Origin of the sequence: Aeropyrum camini SY1 = JCM 12091 (genome assembly GCF_000591035.1) — an archaeon.
GTDB classification, from domain to species: Archaea; Thermoproteota; Thermoprotei_A; order Sulfolobales; family Acidilobaceae; genus Aeropyrum; species Aeropyrum camini.
The window spans coordinates 548,395-569,066 of the sequence record NC_022521.1 but is presented as its reverse complement, the minus strand read 5'-3'; the positions used below and the strand labels follow the sequence as shown (position 1 = coordinate 569,066).

Sequence of the window (20,672 nt, the reverse complement as noted above, 5' to 3'; positions counted from 1 at the left end):
ACTTCCACACTCAACCCTGCTCCTCGACCGGCACCCACTCGTAGGTTAGGTAGCCCTCCGGCTCCCTCTTAACAACCTCTAGCCTAACCTTCATACCCCTCCTAAGCTTCGCGGGGTCGCCCCTGACCCAGGCGAGTATGTTTAGGTCCTCCGCTACCTTCCCTATCCCCACAACGTAGTCGGGGTAATGGCTGAACGTGTAGGGCTTCGTGTTTATAACGGTGAAGGTCAGCAGAACGCCCTCCCGGGGTATCTCAACCCACTCCACCTCGCTGTCCGGGGCGTCGGGGCAGTCCACCTGCGGGGGGAAGTATATCTTACCCGTCTTGACGCATCTTGTGGCCAGTATCTTACCCTCGGTAAGCCCCTCGAAGAACCTCCTTATCTTCTCGATGCTTATGGCGAACCTCAGCCTCAGCTCCCTCTGGTCGAACCACATGGCCACACCAGTCTTCTGGTCTAGGAGTATGGGGAGCCCCATGCTCCTCTTCATCTCCTCCGCGAAAGCCTCAACCTGCGCCATAAACTCGTCCATAAGCCTCTTCTGGCTCACGCGAACCACCCCCCTACTGCTCAATACCTCCTAGGCTTGTCGAGGCCGTAGACCGTTACGAAGGCGTAGTGCCCGGTCCCCCCAACGTTGTGGGCTAGGCTCCTGCCACGCTTTATCTCCGCCTGCCTGCCCTTCTCCACCCTACCCTGGAGCTGTCTCACGTGCTCTACAGCCATGCTGACGCCAGTAGCACCTATCGGGTGGCCCTTGGCCTTGAGCCCTCCGTCTAGGTTAACGGGTATGAGACCGCCTATGTACGTCTGCTCCTCTCTAACCAGCTTGTAGCCCTCACCCAGCCTGGCGAAGCCCATGGCCTCGTAGGCCAGTATCTCTGCTATAGTGAAGGCGTCGTGGACGTTGGCGAAGTCGAAGTGCTTGTACGAGCCTTCAAGCTCTATCCCGAGCTTCTTGAAGGCCCTCTCAGCAGCCAGCCTGCTAGCCCTGTGAACCAGAAAGTCGGGCCTCTTGCTGAGGTTGCTCGTGTCGCTCGCCATGCCTATGGAGTGGATCCACACCGGGCTGTCTGTAAGCTTCTTGGCGAGGTCCTCGCTTGCCATAACAACCGCGGCGGCCCCATCTGTTATGGGGCTGCTGTCGTAGAGCTTCAGGGGCCAGGCCACGTACCTGGACTGTAGGCACTGCTCCAGGGTTATTGCACGGGGGAAGTGTGCCTTGGGGTTCATGCTTGCGTGGTGATGGTTCTTGACTGCCACCCTGCAGAGGTCCTCCTCTGTAGCCCCGAACTCGCTCATATACGCGGTGGCGTAGAGGGCGTAGTAGCCTGGGAAGGTGAGGCCGAAGTTCTCGAACTCCCAGAAGTAGTTACCAGCCCTCCCTATCATCTCGACCACTATGGGGGTGGGGCTCTCGTTCATCTTCTCGACACCAACAACAAGCACTAAATCGGCCTCACCCGCAGCTATAGCATCGTGGGCGGCCTTTATCGCGGCGCTCCCTGTGGCGCAGGCGGCCTCCACCCTGTAAACAGGCTTCCCGCTTATCCCGGCGTACTCGAGGAGGACAATGCTAGACAGGTACTCGCTGCTCCACCCTCCGGCGTTGCCCACTACAACCTGGTCAACATCCTTCAGCTCTATTCCAGCCTCGGAGGCCGCCTCCCTCATAGCCTCCCATGCGAGCTCCGCAATGTTAACGTCGTTCCTGACACCGAACTTCGAGTGTCCGGTGCCTACTATGGCAACAGGCCTACCCAAGCTATGCACCTAATAAACAGGGTTTCACCGAGGAGTAAAGACTGGGCCTGCCATGGGGGCTTATTATACTGGTAAGAAAGCAGCTTAAATATCGCCGCCGCAGGACCTAGGCGGAGGAAACCTCCTTCAGGAACGCCGCCGCCACGGTGAGGAGAACAGCGCTCGCCGAGGTCCTGTGATCTAGCACGCCGGGATCAACCCTCCACCCGTGAAGCCTAGCCAGCTCGGCCACAAGGCTTGGCTCAGGACTGCCATACCCCTCCAGAGCCTCTATGCTCGACGCCAGAAGAGTTCTAAGCCCCTCGGGCCCTAGAGAGGCGAGTATCTGATATATCCCTGGCCCAGCCTCCCCTAGAACCCTCAGCGAGCCCTCTATGTCCCTTAGATGCACAGTCTCCCCCAAGAGGTATTCGAGCTCGGTTAGGGCGACGGAGAGGAGCCTCTCGTCGCTGGACACCATGGAGGCCGTTACACTCGCCACGAATATGTCTACAGAGGAAAGCAAGTCGGAGAACAGAACCGCCCTAGTGGCTGAGTCCAGAGGGCCGACCCTCGAGTCCACAGTCCTCTCAAACGACAATCCCCGGGCACCCCAGGTGTGTCTGTTAGAGGGGGCGGCTGAATAGGAGGTTGAAACCCCGTATTACCGGGGAGTATCGAGCCTGGTGGTGGGCCCGGGGGGATTCGAACCCCCGACCTCCCGGTTATCAGCCGGGCGCTCTACCAGGCTGAGCTACGGGCCCAGGCCACTATTCCCGGTTTAACAGCCAGGGCTTATTAAGCCTAGAAGGCGGTGAGACCGGCATGGTTAAAAATAGATGGCCCGCCAGCGGGCTATCCAGCCTTAGCCTCGCTGTCGCCCTGCTCCCCCTTGGCTTCCTGCCCGGCCTCTCCCGCCGCCCTAGCCCTTATCTCTTCTATCTCCCGCTCGGGGAGGGTCCTTGAGGGGGGCTCGGGTATTATGCCCTGTGGTCTCAGGAAGAGTATGGCCAGTATGAGGGCGCCTATAAGCACGAACTCCAGGCCAGCGGCGAACTTGTCTGTGTCGAAGCCTAGAGCATCTACTCTAAGGAGCCTAGCCAGCTCGGCCTTGTAGAGCCTTATGGGCCCTAGTATGGCCGCGCCTGTGACGACGCTGGCCACCGCCACTCCCCTGTTGCTCGACATTCCCCCCAGTATCATGAGGGCCCAGGGCCAGAAGGTCCATAGCATCCTGTCGAATATCGAGACGGCTGCAACCGAGCTTCCCGCCAGCAGCGGGTTTATCGAGTATAGAACCCCCGCAAGGGCCGCGAGGGCGCTTCCCACCACCATAGAGTTCCTCCTGACCCTGGCCACGTCCTTGCCCAGGGCCTTCGAGGCGTCCTCATCATCCCGCACAGCCCTCATCAGCCTTCCAGCGGGCGAGTTGTAGAGCCTCTCCATGTATACATAGACCAGCACAGCTATAGCCAACGTGAGCAGTATGGAGGCGAGGCCAGGGTCCCCTGTCCAGGCGAGGAGGCTGGGGAGCGTGAGGCCTACTGTGGGTGTGGAGCCCATTAGCCACACACTGTAGGTCGTGTATATCCTGAGCGCCTCAGAGGTAACCAGCAGCATGATAGCCAGATAGTCCCCCCTAAGCCTTAGAGCCGGGTAGGAGGCCAGCAGGCCCAGGAGGCCTCCAAGGGCTAGGGCAGAGGCTATTGCGACTACAAGTATAGCTATAGACTCCAGCGGCCTGTTGGGGAAGAACTCGCTGTTAAGCCTCTCCAGTGTTGTGGTGTTCTCCGCTATAACTAGGGAGGGGTCCATGCCCGCTAGCGCCGCCGCTATCCTGGCGGCTAGGTTGCCTACTACTATGCCCCCCACGGCGAAGAACATCGCCTGCCCGAAGTCGGGTATGCCTGTGACCCCCGCCTTCAGGTTTAGGGAGGCGGTCAGCACGTAGTACACAGCCACATAGGCTACTATGAACTCCACGAGAAACACAACGTCCACCGAAGGCACAGCAACCACCCCCTAACCAGCCCTAAGCCTGAGCCTGGCCAGCCTTGCCTGGATTTTTTCTGAGAATAGAGTGGCCAGCCCCTGTGGCGCGAAGAGCAGCGTCAAAGCCACTGCGAGCATAGAGAGCATCTTGTTATATCTCGTGACGTCTATGCCGGTGAGGTCTGTTATCAGTGAGGATACAAAGATCTCCACACCGCCTATTATGAAGCCTCCCCCTATGGAGCCGAAGACGCTGTTCACACCCCCAACTATGCTGCCAGCGAAGGCGCTTACTATTATCTCGTCGGCCGGGCTAGTGGCTGTGACGGGCTTCACAATGTCGCCCATGAAGAGTATGAGGAAGCCTGCGAAGCCCGCTGTGGCACCGCTTATTATCCAGGCTATCGTGTACACCTGCTCCACGTTTATGCCGAGGACCTCAGCCAGCGAGGGGTTCTCTATCGACGCCCTCATCTTAACCCCGAGTTTCGTCCTGAATAGCAGTATGTAGAGCATTAGGGCCACCACCAGGCTGCCTAGGAAGGAGAGTATCATTATGCTCCTGAGCCTGTAGCCTAGGAAGGCCAGGTCGATCCTGGCGTCGAAGGCGTGTAGGGAGAGGCTTGTAGTCTCCCTGCCGAAGACGCCGCTGACGAGCTCCTTTACGGATATGTGGGTTCCCAGTATGAACAGCGCGGCTATCACGAAAAAGTCGAACGCCAGCGTCGCTATCATCAGCTTGAGGAAGTCGGCGCCCCGGTCTATCAGGGGCTTAAGCACAAGGTAGTACTCAGCAAGGGCCACCACTATACCGGCCAGCACCGCGAATACAATTCCCACCGCCAGCACGTCAGGCGCTATCAGCCCGGTAACCTCTACAGGGCCTAGAGACGCTTTAAACCGGCCTACACCACTGTCCCTCACAAGGTCTACGTAGAGCGCCATCGCGGCCGCGGCGGCGTACGCCCCGACGTTCGCTATCCTCGGATGGGCGAAGTTGAACACCCTAGTGGTGATGTAGGCCAGCGTTATGCCTAGGCTCAGAAGGGCTATAACCCCCGAGTACGCTAGCATGTCAAACAATACCTTAACATCAACCAAAGCCGCCACCCCCTAGACGCCTAGATACATCTTGGCCAGGTCCTTCCTGGCCAGGAGCTCTTCAGCGGGGCCGTCGAACGCGATCCTCCCGTTAACCACCAGCACCCCCTTGTCCCCTATCTCCAGGGAGGCCTTGACGTTCTGCTCGACGAGGACGACGGTGTAGCCCTCCCTGTTGAGTATCCTGACGTAGGAGAGAACCTCTTTAGCCAGCTTTGGAGAGAGGCCTGCGGTCGGCTCGTCTATCAGGAAGACCTTAGGCTTCCGCATTATACCTATAGCCATGGCAAGCATCTGCCTCTCTCCGCCGCTCAGCGTGCCGGCCTTCTGGCCCAGCCTCTCCTTTAGGCGGGGGAACATGCTGAAAACCTCCTCCAGCCTCTCTCTGAAAACATCCTCGGGCAGGTCGTAGCCCGCTAGCCTGAGGTTCTCGTAGACAGTCAGCTCCCTGAATATATTCTCAAGCTGGAATATGAAGGTCATCCCGATCTTAGCCCTCTCGTGGGGCGGCAGCCGGGTAACATCCCTGTCCTCGAAGAGCACCCTACCCTTGTAGACCGTTGTAAACCCGAACATCGTCTTCAGCAGCGTGCTCTTGCCAGCCCCGTTGGGCCCTACTATAACCGTTATCAGCCCGCGGGGTATCTCGAGGCTTACGTCGAAGAGAGTCTGGAGCTTCCCGTAGCCTGCGCTGACGTCCTCAAGCTTTATAATCCAGTCCCCCACGGCTACCCACCCAGGTAGCTATCCAGCACGACGGGGTTGTTGAGGACCTCGTCTGGCTTGCCCGAAGCTATCACCCTACCCATGCTCATAGCGTAAACCCAGTCGACATACTCCTTCACAAGCCCTATCCTGTGCTCTATTATGAGGAACGTAATCCCCTTCTCCCTGGCCAGATACTTTATCCTCTCCATTATAGACCCCGCGAGCCTCGGGTTCACGCCAGCGGCGGGCTCATCCATAATTATCATCTCCGCGCCCTTCATTATAGACCTGGCAATCTCGAGGAGCTTCATTTGGCCTCCGCTAAGCTCTCCCGACCTCCTATCCCACATGTGGTCAAGGCCTACCCAGCCCAGTATCTCGAAAGCCCTGGCCGCCGCCCTCTTCTCAAACCCCAGCCACAGCCTCCTAGCCAGGCCAGCTAGATACACGTTCTCCCCGGGGCTATCCGCCGCAGTGAGAACGTTCTCCAGCACAGTGAGGTTTGCGAAGGGCTTGGGTATCTGGAAAGTCCTGACAAGGCCTAGCTTCGATATCTCGTGGGGGCTCATACCAGTTATATCCCTACCCTTAAACAGCACCCTACCCCCATCGGGCTTGTAGAAGCCAGAGATAACGTTAACCAATGTAGTCTTGCCTGATCCGTTAGGGCCTATGAGAAGAGTCACCTTGCCCCGCTCTATCTCAAGGCCGACCTTGTCTAGCGCCACTATACCGCCGAATCTCTTCTCCAGGTCCTCCACCCTGAGTATAATATCCCCCGCCATTACACGCAGCCTCTACCCCAGTGTGGAAATCACGACTTACTACTATAAACTTTACCTTAAACATAATTCTACACAAATCAAAAATAACAATAGAGGCGGCCAGTCCCCCGAGTGGAGGGTCGGGCCTGGAGGTTTAGAGAGTCAATTGTAAAAATAGGGGAGTATGTGGTTGGGCGTTTTTTCCCGCCTGCTTTACCTAGACCTGAGGAAGAAGTAGGCTGCTGCGGCTAGCACTATAACCACTATTATTATGGCGGCTATGAGGGTTGTTGATACACCGCCCTCCTCGGCTGTCTCAGTCTCCTCTGGAGTCTCAGTGGGGCTTGTGGCCTGTGTGGGGCTCGGCGTGGTTGTGGTGGTTGTCTCCTCCGCGGCGGCGAACTTCTCCTGGAACAGCTGTGGGAACGTCTTGCCCACGCCCTCTATAGTAACCCACTCGTTCTTATCCTCTACACCCTTGTAGACGCCAGCCTTGACCCACTTGTACTCCCCGCCGACCTCTGCGACTATGTACCAGTCATAGTCTGCCGTGGCCCTGTCGCCGCCCTCGTCCAGGGGGAACTTGCCTGTGGCCGCGTATTTGGCGAACTCATCGCTGGTTGTTATCTGGGGCAGCAGCTGCTTTACCTGGTTAACCATCTCGTCAGGGTTGTCCATGGGGCCCGCCTGGAGTAGGGCTAGGGCTATGGCCCAGACTGCATCGTAGGCCGCTAGAGAGTAGGCGTCGGGCTCCTCCCCTATCTTCGCCACAACCTCCTGCCTAACCTTCTCCTGGGCCGCCGTTGCAGCGGGCGAGAATATCGGGTTTATGAAGAGGGTTGAGGTTGCGAACTCCCTTGCTAGCGGGTCTGTCGTGAACTCGCTCAGCTGAGCCGTACCGTCGCTCCCTATCCAGAGCACGCCCTCGAGCGTCTCGTAATCGGCGGCGGCGCTGAACAGCTCTACAACCTCCTTGAAGCCTATAGCAACAACGGCTACCTTATCCTCCCCGTACTTGCTCACCAGGCTCTCCATATCACCGTTGGCCTGGCTGGCTATGCCGGAGAAGTTGGGGGACTCCGGGTTGTAGCTGTACACGCTGGCAACCTCAACACCCTCGCCCTCTAGAACCTCTTTAGTGGCCTCCATGAGGCCGTTGCCCCAAGTGTCGGCCCTGTTTATAATCACAACGCCCTTTATACCGAGGTCCCTGACTAGGGCGCCTATCGCCTTGCTCTGCACATCGTCGGTGGGGCAGAACCTGAACACGTTGTCTCCAGCTATCTTGAGCTCTATGGCGGTGCTGGAGGGGCTTATTATCAGCACGTTGTTCTGGTCGGCCAGGTCCTTGAGCTTCTTCACCTCAGCGCTAGTCATAGGGCCGACTATAAACTTTATCCCCTGGGCCACCAGGGAGTTGAACTTCTGCACCGCCACATCAGGCTTCGTCTGCGTATCCTCAACCTTGAGCTCAAACCTGAACCACGCGTTCTTGCTCTCGAGATAAGCGTTGACATCCTCGACAGCCACCTGCACGGCGGCCTGGGCCCTGACGCCGTAGCTCTGGAGATCGCCGGTGAGCGGGAGGAGGGCGCCTATCGTTATTGTAGTGGGCTGGGCCGCCGCGGTGTATAGTGCGGGGGTGGAGAGGAATATTGGCGCTATTAAAGCAACGGCCAGAAGTAAAGCCCCGATCTTAGCCGCATTCATATATCTTCACCTTTATCCACAGCCCATATTCAGTAGAACCCGTTATATAGTGACTATAAAAAGCTTGACCCACCATGAGATACTATTATTATATGTAAAATTGTGGGTCTTAAACAGGATAAGGGAGGAGGCCGTCTATAAAGATACTGGGTGGAGGAGGTGGGCCATGTCGAGGGAGTTGTGGAGCCCCATAGCCTGGTGAAGCTTCTGGAGGACCTGCTTCGGGGCGAGAATGATGAGGCGCCGAGGTCCTCGATATCCCTGGGCGGCTCGTGGCTGGGTGCCATGGTTGCTGGTGGTATGGGCTACTTCTCCGCGAAGATAGTCGGCGTCTACCCCGAGAACCCTGGTAGGGGGCTGCCTCTTGTGAGGGGTGTTCTTCTCCTCTTCAGGGGCAGTGATGGCGAGAAGCTTCTCGATATCCCCGCGGAGGAGCCTACGGGGTGGAGGACGGCGGCCGCCTCCGCCCTGGCGCTCTCCAAGCTCGGTTTTAGGGGGGGCGGGGTTCTCGGGGTTATAGGGGCGGGGGTGCAGGCTAGATACCACCTCAGGGTTCTCCTACAAATCTTCAGGTTCGACGAGATCCTTGTGGCGAGCAGGAGGATGGAGACTGGGGAGAGGCTGGCCCGGGAGTTCGGCGGTAGGAGGGTGGGGAGGAGGGATCTCCTCAGACGCTCCGATGTTGTCGTGGCGGCTACCAACAGTAGGGAGCCCGTTGTGGAGGGAGATTTCCTGAGGAGCGGGGCTTATGTGGTCAGCGTTGGAGCCCCGAGGCCTGTTAGGGAGCTAGACGACTCTGTGAAGAGGAGGGCGAGCTGCATACTAGTCGACTCCGCCATAGCCTGCGAGGAGAGCGATGACGCCTGCGGTGTTGAGGCGGTGACGCTTAGGGACTATGTGAGGGGCGCGGCCTCCTGCCGCTGGGGCGACGTCTACGTTTACAAGAGCGTTGGAACCCCCCTCTTCGACCTAGCCATCGCGATACACATCTACGAGAGGCTGAGCGGGAGGGGGAAGGTCAGTACTAGTAGCAGCGAGTAGATGAGCGCGGAAGCCACAGACCTCCAGCCCGGTACAGATATCTTTATGGCTGCCCCCGGGTGGCGGCCGGCCGTCATCATGTATATGAGGAGGGCTAGGAGGGCGAATAGCGATAGCTGGGGCATGTAAACCGAGGCCAGTAGCGAGGCTACGACGACGAGGAGGGATATAGCCTGGTGCATACGCTCCCCCACAACACCCCTTATGATGTGGCCACCGTCGAGCATGCCAACGGGTATCAGGTTCAAGAATGTGACTATGAATACTACATAGCTTGCGAACGCTAGGGGGCTTAGAACGACGACCCTGTCAGAGGGGAGTCCGAGGGCGCCGCCGAGAAGCAGCATTACCAGCGGCATCAGCGGTATGCCTATGAGGTCGCCCCTCGCAGCCGCCTCCTGGGGCGGTAGGAGGAGGCTGTGCTGCAGGCCAACCACCGCCAGCGGCACCGCAACGACGAACCCTGCCAGAGGCCCCATGACAGCCATGACCGTTAGAGAGTCTAGAGTCGGGGGTAGCCACCTCATGTTTATGACCGCGCCGAAGGTCCCCAGGAACCCTAGCTGTAGCGGGGGGGCGGGTATCATGTATGGGAGGCTGGCTGGAACCCTGTTAAGCCTCATAACGATCCAATGCCCCATCTCGTGCACCAGAAGGGGGAATAGCAGGCCGACTAGATAGGCCAGGGGGCTCCAGCTAAGGCCTCTGGAGGGGTCCGATAGGGCCAGGCCCGACATGTAGACTGTGGCTAGAGTGGCGGCGGCGAGGGCCAGAGCGAGGGCCCTCCTCCTCGCCCCCGCCTCGGGCCTGTGTATATAGAGTACGAGCCCCAGCTCCTCCCTAGAGAAGTAGGGGTAGCAGCCTGAAGCCGTTAAATCCTTGTAGAGAGAGGCCATAACATCCTCTAGATCCCCGCCCCTCAGGGGTAGCCCTAGGTGTACGGCGAGCCTTCCACCGCCCCTTTTAACCTCCAGGATCTCGAAATGCCTGGAGACTATCTCCACACAGTCTATCAAGGCGGACGCTACACCACCCTCAACACACGTTTGAAGCCGGGCATCAACCACGAGGCCCGGGCTGGAGTGGTCTAGACGTACTCACCCCCCAGTATCTCCCTAGCCAGCTCCGCAAGACGGGATAGCGGTAGGGACTGGCCTCCTCCCCCAGGGAGGTACCTGTAGATCGAGACGGGGAGTATGCCGTTGTCCACCTCATAGCGGGCTATGTCTAGCGGTCTCCGAGAGCCCACCCTCTCGGGGTCTACTAGGGGCGGTGCTCCTATGCTGAGCTGGAAGGCCCTGACCCCTATTATCCGGGCCCGCTCATACTTGGTCAAGTACGGCGGCCCTATATCCACGTCATCGACCACCTTCGGGTATGAAGTGTACCTCTCCACCATGGAACCCCGTACCCCCGCAAACCCTCTTTATTACCGGGGAGCCGTTAAATCTTGGGCGCCGCCACCCCCGCGGGCACGCCAGCTATATATGGGCTCCCCCGTCGACGGGTATAACCGCCCCCGTTATGAAAGAGGCCCTCTCCGAGGCTAGAAACGCCACGACACTTGCAAGCTCCTCCGGCTTGCCGACCCTCCCCATAGGTATCCTGGAGGCCATAGCCTTAAGCGCCTCCTCCACAGTAACTCCGCTCCTCCTGGCCCTTTCCTCCGCGAGGCTCCTTACCCTGTCCGTCAGTATCAGGCTGGGTAGTACCGCGTTCACAGTCACCCCGTGGGGGGCCAGCTCGAGGGCCAGAGTTCTAACCACGCCTATAACAGGCAGCCTCATTATATTGCTGAGGGCGAGATCCGCCCAGGGCCTTAGGAGGGTCACACTACCTATGTAGACCATCCTCCCCCACCCCTTCTCGACCATCTGCTCCGCAGCCCTACGGCCCACCCACACAGCGCTCCTCGCCAACAGCTGGTAAGACTCGTCCCAATCCCCCACATCAAGCTCCATGAACCTGCCCGGCCTAGGGCCCCCTGTGCTGTAGACCAGTATGTCGGCTCCCCCCAGATCCCGGGCTCTGTTGAATAGCCTATCTATATCGCCAGGCTCCCTAATGTCCCCCGATACTATATCTACCTCGGCATCCTCTACAAGGGATTTTATCTTAGAGGCGGCTGTCTCGAGTTTCTCTCTGCTACGGCTGAAGAGAAGTAGCCTAGCACCATTCCTAGCCAGCTCGAGGGCGGAGGCGAAACCTAATCCGCTGCTACCAGCAGTAACAACAGCCAGCTTACCCCTTATGCCGAGATCCAACCAGCAACACCGGGTTACTAAGGGTTAGTGACTGCGTCTAATACGTTAAACGTCTAAAACAACCTATACCCCTGCCTCCGAGGATATAACTTCCGGGAGGATCAGGGGCTGGCCCGGTGCAGAAAACCGTGGATGGAGAGTTGGAATTAGAGTTTGGAATCCAGGACCATGGGATCAGTATTTGGAGGGAGGGCCAAAAACGCTAGTTAAACGGGGTTTAGAACTCGAATTTGCTGCCGCCGCCCTCCTCCTCTTCCTCCTCGCCGGCCTTACCCTTCTTCTCCTTCTTCTTCGGCGGGGCTGCGGCTATGACGTCGTCGATCTTCAGTATGCTTATGGCTGCCTCGCTGGCGCTCTTTATCACCTGCTTCTTGACTAGCACAGGCTCGTAGACGTTTATCTTGGTCATGTCCTCCTCTATCTTGCCCTCCAGCACGTTGACTCCGGCGAACTTGTAGCCCTGGCTGTGGAGGCTCCTCAGCTTGAGGAGGGTCTCTAGGGCGTCCATGCCGGCGCTCTCTGCCAGCACTGTGGGTATCGTCTCTAGGGCCTCGGCGTAGGCTTCAATGGCTAGCTGCTGCTTGCCGCCGACGCTCCTGGCGAACTCTTTGAGCTTGAGGGCTAGCTCGACCTCCACGGCGCCCCCGCCGCCCACTATCTTGGGCTCCCTCAGTATGTTCCTCAGGCCGTGGAGCGCGTCCTTTATGTTCCTCTCGGCCTCGTCGAGCAGCATGTCGTTAGCGCCTCTCAGCAGTATGGTGACGCTCTTCGGGTTCTTGGCGCCCTCTATGAACACCATCTTATCCTCTCCGACCTTCCTCTCCTCAACCAGCTCGGCGTAGCCGAGGTACTCGGGCTTCATGTCCCTCAGGCTCGTCACAATCTTGGCGCCTGTGGCCTTAGCCACCTTCTCTATGTCGCTCCTCTTCACCCTCCTCACAGCCAGTATACCCTTCTTCGCCAGGAAGTGCTGGGCCACCTCGTCGATGCCCTTCTGGGTGATCACGACGTTAGCACCGGTAGCGGCGATCTTCTCAACCATATCCCTCAGCATCCTAGTCTCCTCCTCTAGGAAGCTCTCAAGCTTCTCTATGTCGGTCACCCTTATCTTGGTCGTTAGCTCGGGCTTCTGGACCTCGAGCGGGGCGTCTAGGACCAGTATCTTGGCGTTCTCTACCCTCTTAGGCATGGCGGGGTGGACAACCTCCTTGTCGAGCACTATACCCCTGACTAGCTTGCTGTCTAGCAGGCTACCGCCCTTCTTCTTCTCAATCTTGACGTAGTCCAGGTCTATGTCGTAGCCTCCGTCGGGCCTCTTCTCAGCCACAGTCCTTATAGCGTCGATAACCATGCTGATAATCTTATCCCTCTCGGGGCCGCTGCCCACAAACTTGCTGGCCAGAGTCGTCTCAGCTATCCTCCTGAGGACGCTGTCATCCTCAACCTCGACGGGAACCGCTGCCTCGTCCACAAGCCTCAAGGCCTCCTCCATGGCTTTCGTGTAGCCCTCTATGATTATCGTGGGGTGCAGGTTCTCGTCGAGAAGCTTCTCAGCCTTCTCAAGGAGGGCGCCAGCCAGGACTACCACGCTTGTGGTGCCGTCGCCTACCTCGGCGTCCTGCGCCTTAGCAACCTCCACCAGCAGCTTGGCGGCCGGGTGCTGTATCTCCATCTCCTTCACTATAGTGGCGCCGTCGTTGGTCACGGTTATGTCGCCGAAAGCGTCCACCAGCATCTTGTCTAGGCCCCTGGGGCCTAGGCTGCTTTTAAGCATCTCAGCTAGGACCCTGGCGGCGAGTATGTTAGCCCTGAGAGCCTCCCTACCGTAGGTCCTCTGGGTGCCCTCCTTGAGTATTAGCACAGGATATCCTGTCGCAGCCATCTCAACCACCCGTTACCCAAGACACCATAAGTTCCAGGTACCTATCGTTACTTCCCTTCTATATAAATGTTTACTTGAGAAGAAGAGAAGAAAAGCTTAAATACAAGATATCCTGGTGTCTAAGAGGCCGAAACTAGCCCGAGCCAAAACACCTTACAAGCCTAGGATCCCGGGGAGTTGTCCGAGGGCGGGGGGCGCTATTCCTCGACGAGCGCGTATGCCCTGGAGACCGCGGAGTCGAGGCGTCTGTGGAAGTAGTCGAGGCCCGATACGTATAGCTTGTTGAGCTCGAGCATCCTAAGCCTTAGGGCTGCAGACATCCTGCTCAGCAGGTAGAACTCCACGTTGACGCCGGAGTATGGCCTCCGGACAGCATACCAGCCCCTCTCGCCGCCCTTCTCGATTAGCTTGAAGACCTCGCTGCCCTCCTCCAGCGCCTTCTCCATGTCCCCCGTATATATTGTTTTGGGGCTGTGAAGCCTCAGCTCCCCTATGTCCTCTAGAACCCTCTTGGCCTCGCTATAGAGGAGCCACCGCCTCCCGAGCCCTGCCATGAGAGCCGCCCCTCACCCTTTATGGTGTGTTTAATGTGGGACATCCTTATTAAGCTTATCCACCCTGGGCTTACGGGGCAGACACCCTGAATACCCTTAGCCCAGGGGCTCTGGACTGGGTTTGAGCGCCTCCTCGAGGGTGTAGTACACCCTTTTCCTCCTCTTCCCCTTGCTCTCTAGCTTGGTTATTACCACCCTCCCTATCTCGCAAGTGTTTCTCACGTGAGGTCCTCCGTCGGCCTGCACATCAACCCCGGGTATCTCGACGACCCTGAGTGTCTCCACTTCCGGGGGCAGCTTGTTGGCGAGCTTCACTATGCCCGGTATCTTTAGGGCCTCCTCCCTTGGGAGCCAGTAAACCTTGACCTCTATACATCTCGACGCGATCTCGTTGGCCTCGCGGAAAGCCTCCTCTATAACCTCCCTCCACCCCCCAGCCTCTATGCTGAAGTCGTCCTTCCCATAGTCTGGTGTAATGTGTCCCCCGGTGACAAGGACACCGTGCTTCTCGTAGAGCACCGCCGCTAGTATGTGGCTGAACGTGTGGAGCCTCATCATCCTATACCTCCTCTCCCAGTCTATAACCCCCCTCACCATACTACCGGGCTCGAGGCCCGCCGGATCCCGGTCTAGATAATGAGCAACCACGTCACCCTCGACTGCCGCCCTCACAACCCTGTATCTACTATCCCCGTGCAGCAGGTAGCCTGTGTCGGTGTCGAGGCCGCCGTGAGGGCCGGGGTGGAAGGCTGTCCTATCCAAAACAACCCTCACGCCCTCTACACGCTCAACCCTGGCCTCAAACTCCCTCAAATAACTATCCACCTGGTAAAGCAGAACCGTCTTCACCGAGGACCCACACCCTCCACACCCCAATATCGGGGGTGTGTTCGACTTAACGTTTTCGCACGGCCAGATTAAACCACAGGCCAGACTATTAGCATAACTGGGGTGCCCCGGCTCTGCCTAGGAGGAAGACAAGGGGGTCTAGTGGAGGCGGGAGAGGGAGGTCCTCGAGGGCTAGGAGGAGGGGGCTCTCCCGGGAGCAGCTGGAGAGCCTCTATAGGGGTGTTGAGCACCTCGTCATGAGCAACCTGGGTCTAGACTATTTGGGTCTGAGCGGTGATGAGGTTAGAGATGTGCTGGAGCCCATAGTCTCCGAGGCTGTCCAAACCCTCTCGAGACCCACGGCGGAGGGTATAGCCAGAAAGATAGTTGGGCAGAAGCACCTGTTCCTGAAAGCCTTGGCCTCAAGGCTAGTGGAGAGCGTGGAGAGGCTGGACAGGGAGAGGCTAGAGTTTATAGTGCAGAACGCGCCCGAGATAGCGGGGAAGGCGGCCCCAGCCCTATACGAGGCGGCGGAGCGCCTGGGGGCGGAGGACCTCGTTGAGGAGCTGAGGATGCTCTGGGAGGCCTACGGCTCGCCCACGAGGGCTAGATGCCCTAAGTGCGGCTTCAAAGCTCTAACACCCGATCTATGGTGCCTGGTGTGCCGGAGGACCTCTAGCGAGGAGGAGTTCAAGAGGTCCATAGGGTTCGAGAGCCTCCTCGAGAGCTGGGCCAGCAGGGCCCCCAGGGAGCTTGTGGAGGAGGTCCTGAGGTCCTCCATCATATACTACGACGATGGAACCCTCGCCGCCCTTAGCGAGCCCAGGTCACCCCTCGCAATACCCCTCACACTAGGCTCGAGGGAGAAGGAGAGGCTGAGGAGAATACTACAGGGCAAAACCCGGTTAGGCTAGATTATATGTATTTAAGCCGGAACAGCTATTTTAGACACGACTCTAAACAAATATTCTCCTACGCCCTTCTAACCAGCGTTCTTAGCCCTCTCAGCAGCCAGCCTCTCCTCATAATACCTCTTGAGGTCCTCGTCGCTCATAGACCTGTAGGGCTCCGCTAGAAGCTTCCTCGCCTCCCTGTTCTTAAGGAAGTAGTAGACAGCGTAGCTACAGAGCGGCACAACCTCGAGCCTCCTCTCCCTAGCAATCTCAATAGCCTTCTCAACCATCCTCCTGGCAACACCCTTACCCCTATGCTGCGGCGGGGTGTAGGTTTCTATAAGGTAGATCTTGCCGTCCTCTATCTTGTAGCGGAGAAACGCTTTAGACCCGTCCTCGAAAGGCACGTAGATAACCCTACCTGTAACCCTCACCTCCAGGCTTCCTCCCGTGCTCACGAACACCCACCCCATAATATAATTCATTAAGGCTTGCGCCGTTTTGAATACTCAAAAACGCCGCGTATAGGCCCCCGCAGGTGGCGGGAAATAGTAGGTTGGAAACAGCATATTTCCTCCTAAGTTCTTCCAACAGCCTTACCATCCCGGCATTACATCCATGTAGGTTTGAAGCGCAGAGTAGACGGTCACCTCGGCTACGCTAACCGGCTTCAGCCCCCCACCGTCCAGGGCCCAGTCTATGTCCGCAGGGTTAACTATGAATACCCCAGTGTTTTGCTGGCACCCGGCCCAGAAGGCTAGAGTCCCATACCGGGGGAACGAGTAGTTGTTGTTCTCGTAGAACGTCCCCTGCGGCACTATACAGCTGTCCTTATACACCTCTATGAGGTAGGGGAACTCCGCCTCGAAGGTTATATTGAAAGCCTTAAACCTGGCCCTTGCAGACTTCCCCCAATCTGTAATCTCGGCTATATCGGGTGTGTTGTAGTAGTTCATGTTAAATCCTGTGCCGTCGAAGAAGGCTAGGTTACCCCACAAGGGCTCTCCAGACACCTGAACGAATATCCAGTTGTTATCCGTGACGCTGTCAAGCAGGAACTGATCGTCAGCGCACCCACCGCTCACATCACTTATCGAAACGTCCCCCTGGAGCCAGAACACTATAGCATCCCGGGGCTGGGTAGCCGCAGGGTCTTGGGGGGGTAGTGTGAACAGGAGGTCGCACAGCTTGTTAACAGTATCTATAACAGTGTAGTCTACCAGGCCGGCGAACTCTAGCTCCGCCTTAATCAACCCTAGCAGCTCGCTCTGCGCTTTAACCTTTGCATCATCCAAAGTTAAACCGTTTTCAGCCGCATACTCGGTCTCACCTATATTGTTGATCTTCGCGGGGTCAGGTATAGCCACTATGTAAATTGGTGGTGTTGTGCTGAACAGCGGGTTGTATTTACCATACTCGACAATAATGTACTCCAGCCCGTATGTGAAGTCTATCCACGCAGTGTTACCGTCAGCATCCTCAAGCTCCCTATAATGGTCGTAGAACAGTATACCGACACGATACGTTTTACTCCTATCAAGGGGGAACACCGTTGTAAACTTGAACTGCCTAGGTTTCTCGTTAACATACGTCACATCTCTGAAATGCCTTAGATGCCAGGTACCAGTCGCCTCATCATACTCCCAAGTAGCCACTGCAAACAGCCTTAAAGCCCTGGTAGGCTCTACCCCGCTACCAGAATGGATCATAGTCCAGTAATAGTTGATTTTCAGGGTAACCGTTATGAAGTCCTGGCCTGAGATGTCTCTCGAGATTATGTAGCTCCACATGAGGGTGTCTTCCCTCGAACTACCGTCTTTATCGGCGTCGACGTTCTGCGGCGTGTAGTTGGGTCCGTTCTTGTAGGAGTAGAATACAAGCTCCTCAACATTGTTGGCGTCGAAGTCGGAGATCTCCCAGCTACCTCCTGGATCAATGGATTTTATGCCTTTCTCCCCGAAGCAAGAACTATTGTTCACTACTATATCAGCAGCATAGCCGTAGATGTAGACCGTGGATACTTCCCCCCAGAAAGTGGAGTAAGTGTTGAAATGGTAGGTACCCATAAACCCTAGAAAGTTTACATCACTACCGCTAGATATATAGCAATCGCCATAATTAGTCTCTATTAGAAAAGACTCTGCAGGCCTCAGATAAATCCTGTACATGCCGGGGTGGTCAGGATCGTCATATATGAACGTTTGGTAGTAGGAAACCTCGATAGGACTAGTGATTTCTATGCGTGGTTGATAAGCTGTTAACTCTCCGTTGCTAACTATTTCGTTCCCACCTAGCAATTTAAACCCCGCGTAGGGGCTTAGCGCGCCTTTCCAAGGCTGAAATTCCTGAGTTTCACTGGTGGGTGGAACCAAGTCGCCCTGGCCCTGGGCACCCGACCCCCGGGGGTGTAGTACTCCTTCCGCCGATAGAACTCTCACCCTCAGTTTTGTCGGGTCTTCCATGAGGGGGTGTGCCGAGTTGAATACTATCAGGAGTCTGTCGCCGGGCGATAGTGTTATATACTCCCCCGGTGGAGGCTCTATCCCCGTTAGGTTCTCGTCGGGATTTAGTATTACTTTTGCTATCAAGCTGTTGCTGCCGCTCCTTGCATTAGACATGTCTAGCACTGCCACCGGCTCCCCCGTTGTCTTGTCTATTAGATAGAGGTAGCGGAGTGTCACTGGAACTGTCCCCGTGTTCTCTATCCATACGGAGGGCCACAGGTCGCCCATCTCCTCTTGTGTAGTACCCCTTATGGTGAGCTCCTCCTTCAGCCTTATGTCAACCCTGGTCTCCGCCTGTTTTGCTTCAGACCCTATCCTGACCACGTCGCTTACCGTTTGTAGGGCTAGGGGGAGGAGGAAGACTAGGAGTATGGTTATTATTATCAGGCCTCCTATAACCTCGGCCTGCCCCCTCCTAGCCCTCCTGTACTTCCTAGACGACAACCTACGCACCATTATCACGACAAAGGCGGGCTATGGTATAGCCGCTGCATCCGCATTAATATATTGTGGGTTTAAAACACTATTATGGGTTTTGGCTTGCTGGTGTGACGATATTGACGGTGGCTAGGAGAGGACAGGCTAACCCCATAACCGTGGTGATACTGGTGGCCGTCACCATTGCTCTGGCTCTGGGCGTCTACTCCTTCTTCCAGGCCCAGGCTGGCCAGATACAGAGGGAGAGGCTGCTGATAAATATAGTCTCCGACACGGCCAGCTCCATAGACACCGACATAATAGGCTGGGCTTACGACGACTCGGCGTCGCCCACCATAGTTTGCTACTACATAGACATAATGAACCTCTCCGACACTACGAGAAAATACACGGTCACCGTACTCCCCCTCAGACAGCAGTCTAACGGCCTCTACGTCCCCACAGGTGATATATCGCTGGTACCTGTGGATCAGGATACGCCGGGCGACGGTGTTAACACGTACTATTTCTCGATTGAAGATAGTAACGGCGACGGCCTGCTAGACGTTATAGGGTCAGGCGGATCAACAATATACCTAGACTCGATACCACCCTGCCAGGACTGGAGGGGCAACCCCAGCCTCACCGCGGGGCTCCAGGCAATAGCGATAAACCCTTCCTCCATACTAATGTCTATGGGGCCCCCCAGCCTGAGCGAGCTGGCTTTGTCCTACGCCTCAGTAAACCTCCAAAAGCAGATACCAGCACTCGAAATCCAGCTCGACCCTAAGGCGATTACAACGCTTCTGATAGTAGTGGCTGTAGACGACTGGGACCAAACAGGCGAGATACTGCCCCCTCCACCCTTTATACACCTAGTTGTGCTGGCGGAGTTCGAGGGCAACTACTACCTAGCGACGGCCTTCAAGCTACCCCCAGAAATCGGGTAGCTGCCTGGCGCACCGCCTCATCCCCGTATCGCAAGGTCTAGGGCTATCCACCGGCCCCTAGGCGCCTTTGTGTGCGGTGATACGCCTACCAGAACGAGGCCGCCGCCACAAGCAGTGTGCTTACGCATCAACGCCATACTCTCCCTGAGATCGTCCTCCACCACCCCCCAGTCGCTTATCACGGTCACCAGGTCTGCCTTGCATGGTGTGTAGCGTGAGAGGGGCTTCGACAGACCCGTCCCCCCGGCTGGCGCGAGGTCCTCGCCATGTTTCAAAGCACCCGGCGGAGGGTTAACAATCTCTTTCCGCACGTCGGTGTCGAAAAGGGCTAGGACGCGTGTTCTAGCCGGGTAGCTGAGGGCGTGTGCCGCAGCCTCCACAGCTATACCCAGCTTTCCCTCCATGCTGGCGCTGACGTCTAGGAGTACCACGTGCTTGCCCACAGGCCCCCATGACCCGCCCGGCAGTATGACATCGTCTCCCAGCAACGCCAGCCTCTTAGGAGGACGCTGCCACCCCCTGGAGAGCGACCTCCTCGCTGCCGCCTGGGTTAAAGCCCTGTGTATGCGGGCTGCGTTAACCCTCTTCCGGCTGGAGTCTCCCACGTAGCCCTTAGCCTCTGCCTCTCCCTCCTGGACAGCAGCTATCCTCCTCTCCGTCCTCCCCAGCAGCCACATCAGAAGCTTTACAGCGGCCCCTCTTGGCGTGGCCTCATGTCTAAGCCTATCGAGAAGGTTGAAAGCCTCGGCCGGGTTGTGCGGGTTATTGCCTAGTAGTATTAGTAATAGTAGCGTTCTCCCAATAATTCCCATATCGGGCCTAACGCCTGCACGCCTTGCCACGGCATAGCTCCAGGCTTCCATCGCGGCCAGCTTAAGCTCCAGAGGGCCGGGTAGGCCCTGTATATCTCCCAGGGCCCAGGCCCTGGCCGCCGACGATACAAGATGAGATAGCATGTAGCTGGGCTTAACGGCGGCGAGAGATCGGGCTAGGGTGAGACGGCGGGGTCTTACATAGGTTGCATCGCCGCAGCCCTCAATCTCGACGTGCAGCATAGCTTCGGGGGCGGCTAGCAGGGCGGCGGCTATCGCCCACGATATTCTCTCACCACAGCCCTCCAAGACTCCCTCGCCCTCAACGCCAGCTCTAGAATCCTGTGGAACCTCAGGCTGTAGCCTCTACGGACAACCCTCCTTCGGGGGCGGCAGAGAAGGGAGGGTAGGGGCAGCGTTAGAGAGCCCACTAGAACCACTGCTAGAGGGCCTTTGAAGTAGGCTATCCTCAGCCTCCCCAGGCAGAGTGCCTCAGCGTACAAAAC

The 20,672-nt window shown here is 57.3% G+C and carries 21 protein-coding genes and 1 tRNA gene; 3 read left to right on the top strand and 19 right to left on the bottom strand.

The window, feature by feature from the left end:
- Positions 1–10: 10 nt before the first annotated feature.
- The 9 genes from ACAM_RS03125 to ACAM_RS03085 form a co-directional block, all read right to left on the bottom strand.
- Positions 11–535: a Zn-ribbon domain-containing OB-fold protein gene (locus ACAM_RS03125; RefSeq protein WP_062662565.1), complete on the bottom strand. Its 525-nt coding sequence runs from the start codon at positions 533–535 to the stop codon at positions 11–13.
- 38 nt (positions 536–573) lie between these two features.
- Positions 574–1,767 carry a thiolase domain-containing protein gene (locus tag ACAM_RS03120; protein ID WP_022541349.1) on the bottom strand — a complete coding sequence of 398 codons (1,194 nt, stop codon included), beginning with the start codon at positions 1,765–1,767 and terminating at the stop codon, positions 574–576.
- Between the two features lie 106 nt (positions 1,768–1,873).
- On the bottom strand, positions 1,874–2,347 hold the full coding sequence (locus ACAM_RS03115; RefSeq protein WP_022541348.1) for a hypothetical protein: 474 nt from the start codon (positions 2,345–2,347) through the stop codon (positions 1,874–1,876).
- An 86-nt stretch (positions 2,348–2,433) separates the two neighbouring features.
- Positions 2,434–2,510 (bottom strand) — tRNA-Ile (locus ACAM_RS03110).
- A 91-nt stretch (positions 2,511–2,601) separates the two neighbouring features.
- Entirely contained in the window at positions 2,602–3,756 is a 1,155-nt protein-coding gene (locus ACAM_RS03105) for a branched-chain amino acid ABC transporter permease (protein WP_022541347.1), read from the bottom strand.
- Positions 3,757–3,768: 12 nt separating this feature from the next.
- A complete protein-coding gene (locus ACAM_RS03100; RefSeq protein WP_022541346.1) occupies positions 3,769–4,839 on the bottom strand; it encodes a branched-chain amino acid ABC transporter permease in 1,071 nt (356 codons plus the stop codon).
- Positions 4,840–4,851: 12 nt separating this feature from the next.
- Complete coding sequence (locus ACAM_RS03095) at positions 4,852–5,565, bottom strand: branched-chain amino acid ABC transporter ATP-binding protein (protein ID WP_022541345.1); 714 nt, start codon at positions 5,563–5,565, stop codon at positions 4,852–4,854.
- 2 nt (positions 5,566–5,567) lie between these two features.
- The gene (locus ACAM_RS03090; protein WP_022541344.1) at positions 5,568–6,332 is read right to left on the bottom strand and encodes an ABC transporter ATP-binding protein; all 765 of its coding nucleotides are present in this window, start codon (positions 6,330–6,332) and stop codon (positions 5,568–5,570) included.
- Positions 6,333–6,524: 192 nt separating this feature from the next.
- On the bottom strand, positions 6,525–8,021 hold the full coding sequence (locus ACAM_RS03085; protein WP_022541343.1) for an ABC transporter substrate-binding protein: 1,497 nt from the start codon (positions 8,019–8,021) through the stop codon (positions 6,525–6,527).
- A gap of 159 nt (positions 8,022–8,180) precedes the next feature.
- On the opposite strand from ACAM_RS03085, the gene ACAM_RS03080 reads away from it, so the two are divergent.
- Positions 8,181–9,062, top strand: a complete 882-nt coding sequence (locus tag ACAM_RS03080) for an ornithine cyclodeaminase family protein (protein WP_022541342.1) — start codon at positions 8,181–8,183, stop codon at positions 9,060–9,062.
- Here the strand turns inward: ACAM_RS03080 and ACAM_RS03075 are convergent.
- From ACAM_RS03075 to ACAM_RS03050, 6 genes are all read right to left on the bottom strand, one after another.
- Positions 9,011–10,078, bottom strand: coding sequence for a site-2 protease family protein (locus ACAM_RS03075; protein ID WP_022541341.1), 1,068 nt, complete (start codon positions 10,076–10,078; stop codon positions 9,011–9,013). The two genes, ACAM_RS03080 and ACAM_RS03075, sit on opposite strands and share 52 nt — an antisense overlap.
- 71 nt (positions 10,079–10,149) lie before the next feature.
- Positions 10,150–10,461, bottom strand: coding sequence for a DNA-directed RNA polymerase subunit K (locus ACAM_RS03070; protein WP_022541340.1), 312 nt, complete (start codon positions 10,459–10,461; stop codon positions 10,150–10,152).
- Between the two features lie 82 nt (positions 10,462–10,543).
- A complete protein-coding gene (locus tag ACAM_RS03065) occupies positions 10,544–11,326 on the bottom strand; it encodes an SDR family oxidoreductase (RefSeq protein ID WP_022541339.1) in 783 nt (260 codons plus the stop codon).
- A 217-nt stretch (positions 11,327–11,543) separates the two neighbouring features.
- A complete protein-coding gene (gene thsA / locus ACAM_RS03060; protein ID WP_022541338.1) occupies positions 11,544–13,208 on the bottom strand; it encodes a thermosome subunit alpha in 1,665 nt (554 codons plus the stop codon).
- A 197-nt stretch (positions 13,209–13,405) separates the two neighbouring features.
- Positions 13,406–13,762, bottom strand: coding sequence for a hypothetical protein (locus ACAM_RS03055; RefSeq protein WP_022541337.1), 357 nt, complete (start codon positions 13,760–13,762; stop codon positions 13,406–13,408).
- A 96-nt stretch (positions 13,763–13,858) separates the two neighbouring features.
- A complete protein-coding gene (locus ACAM_RS03050; RefSeq protein WP_022541336.1) occupies positions 13,859–14,611 on the bottom strand; it encodes an alanyl-tRNA editing protein in 753 nt (250 codons plus the stop codon).
- A gap of 236 nt (positions 14,612–14,847) precedes the next feature.
- Here ACAM_RS03050 and ACAM_RS03045 point away from each other — a divergent pair, with 236 nt between their 5' ends.
- Positions 14,848–15,504: a hypothetical protein gene (locus tag ACAM_RS03045; RefSeq protein ID WP_022541335.1), complete on the top strand. Its 657-nt coding sequence runs from the start codon at positions 14,848–14,850 to the stop codon at positions 15,502–15,504.
- A 68-nt stretch (positions 15,505–15,572) separates the two neighbouring features.
- On the opposite strand, the gene ACAM_RS03040 is transcribed toward ACAM_RS03045, so the two are convergent.
- Positions 15,573–15,941 carry a GNAT family N-acetyltransferase gene (locus ACAM_RS03040; protein WP_022541334.1) on the bottom strand — a complete coding sequence of 123 codons (369 nt, stop codon included), beginning with the start codon at positions 15,939–15,941 and terminating at the stop codon, positions 15,573–15,575.
- A gap of 138 nt (positions 15,942–16,079) precedes the next feature.
- Positions 16,080–18,431: a hypothetical protein gene (locus ACAM_RS03035; protein WP_148706373.1), complete on the bottom strand. Its 2,352-nt coding sequence runs from the start codon at positions 18,429–18,431 to the stop codon at positions 16,080–16,082.
- Between the two features lie 119 nt (positions 18,432–18,550).
- Here ACAM_RS03035 and ACAM_RS03030 point away from each other — a divergent pair, with 119 nt between their 5' ends.
- Positions 18,551–19,354: an archaellin/type IV pilin N-terminal domain-containing protein gene (locus tag ACAM_RS03030; protein ID WP_338029095.1), complete on the top strand. Its 804-nt coding sequence runs from the start codon at positions 18,551–18,553 to the stop codon at positions 19,352–19,354.
- A gap of 17 nt (positions 19,355–19,371) precedes the next feature.
- Here ACAM_RS03030 and ACAM_RS03025 read toward each other — a convergent pair whose 3' ends face one another.
- Positions 19,372–20,475, bottom strand: coding sequence for a vWA domain-containing protein (locus tag ACAM_RS03025; protein WP_022541331.1), 1,104 nt, complete (start codon positions 20,473–20,475; stop codon positions 19,372–19,374).
- Positions 20,439–20,669: a hypothetical protein gene (locus tag ACAM_RS03020; protein ID WP_022541330.1), complete on the bottom strand. Its 231-nt coding sequence runs from the start codon at positions 20,667–20,669 to the stop codon at positions 20,439–20,441. Before ACAM_RS03020 ends, ACAM_RS03025 begins: the two co-directional genes overlap by 37 nt.
- Between the last annotated feature and the right edge of the window lie 3 nt (positions 20,670–20,672).

Coding starts and splice junctions, on each gene's coding strand:
- ACAM_RS03125 (WP_062662565.1), bottom strand. CDS start 535: ATGGACGAGTTTATGGCGCAGGTTGAGGCTTTCGCGGAGGAGATGAAG.
- ACAM_RS03090 (WP_022541344.1), bottom strand. CDS start 6,332: ATGGCGGGGGATATTATACTCAGGGTGGAGGACCTGGAGAAGAGATTC.
- ACAM_RS03085 (WP_022541343.1), bottom strand. CDS start 8,021: ATGAATGCGGCTAAGATCGGGGCTTTACTTCTGGCCGTTGCTTTAATA.
- ACAM_RS03070 (WP_022541340.1), bottom strand. CDS start 10,461: ATGGTGGAGAGGTACACTTCATACCCGAAGGTGGTCGATGACGTGGAT.
- thsA (WP_022541338.1), bottom strand. CDS start 13,208: ATGGCTGCGACAGGATATCCTGTGCTAATACTCAAGGAGGGCACCCAG.
- ACAM_RS03055 (WP_022541337.1), bottom strand. CDS start 13,762: ATGGCAGGGCTCGGGAGGCGGTGGCTCCTCTATAGCGAGGCCAAGAGG.
- ACAM_RS03045 (WP_022541335.1), top strand. CDS start 14,848: ATGAGCAACCTGGGTCTAGACTATTTGGGTCTGAGCGGTGATGAGGTT.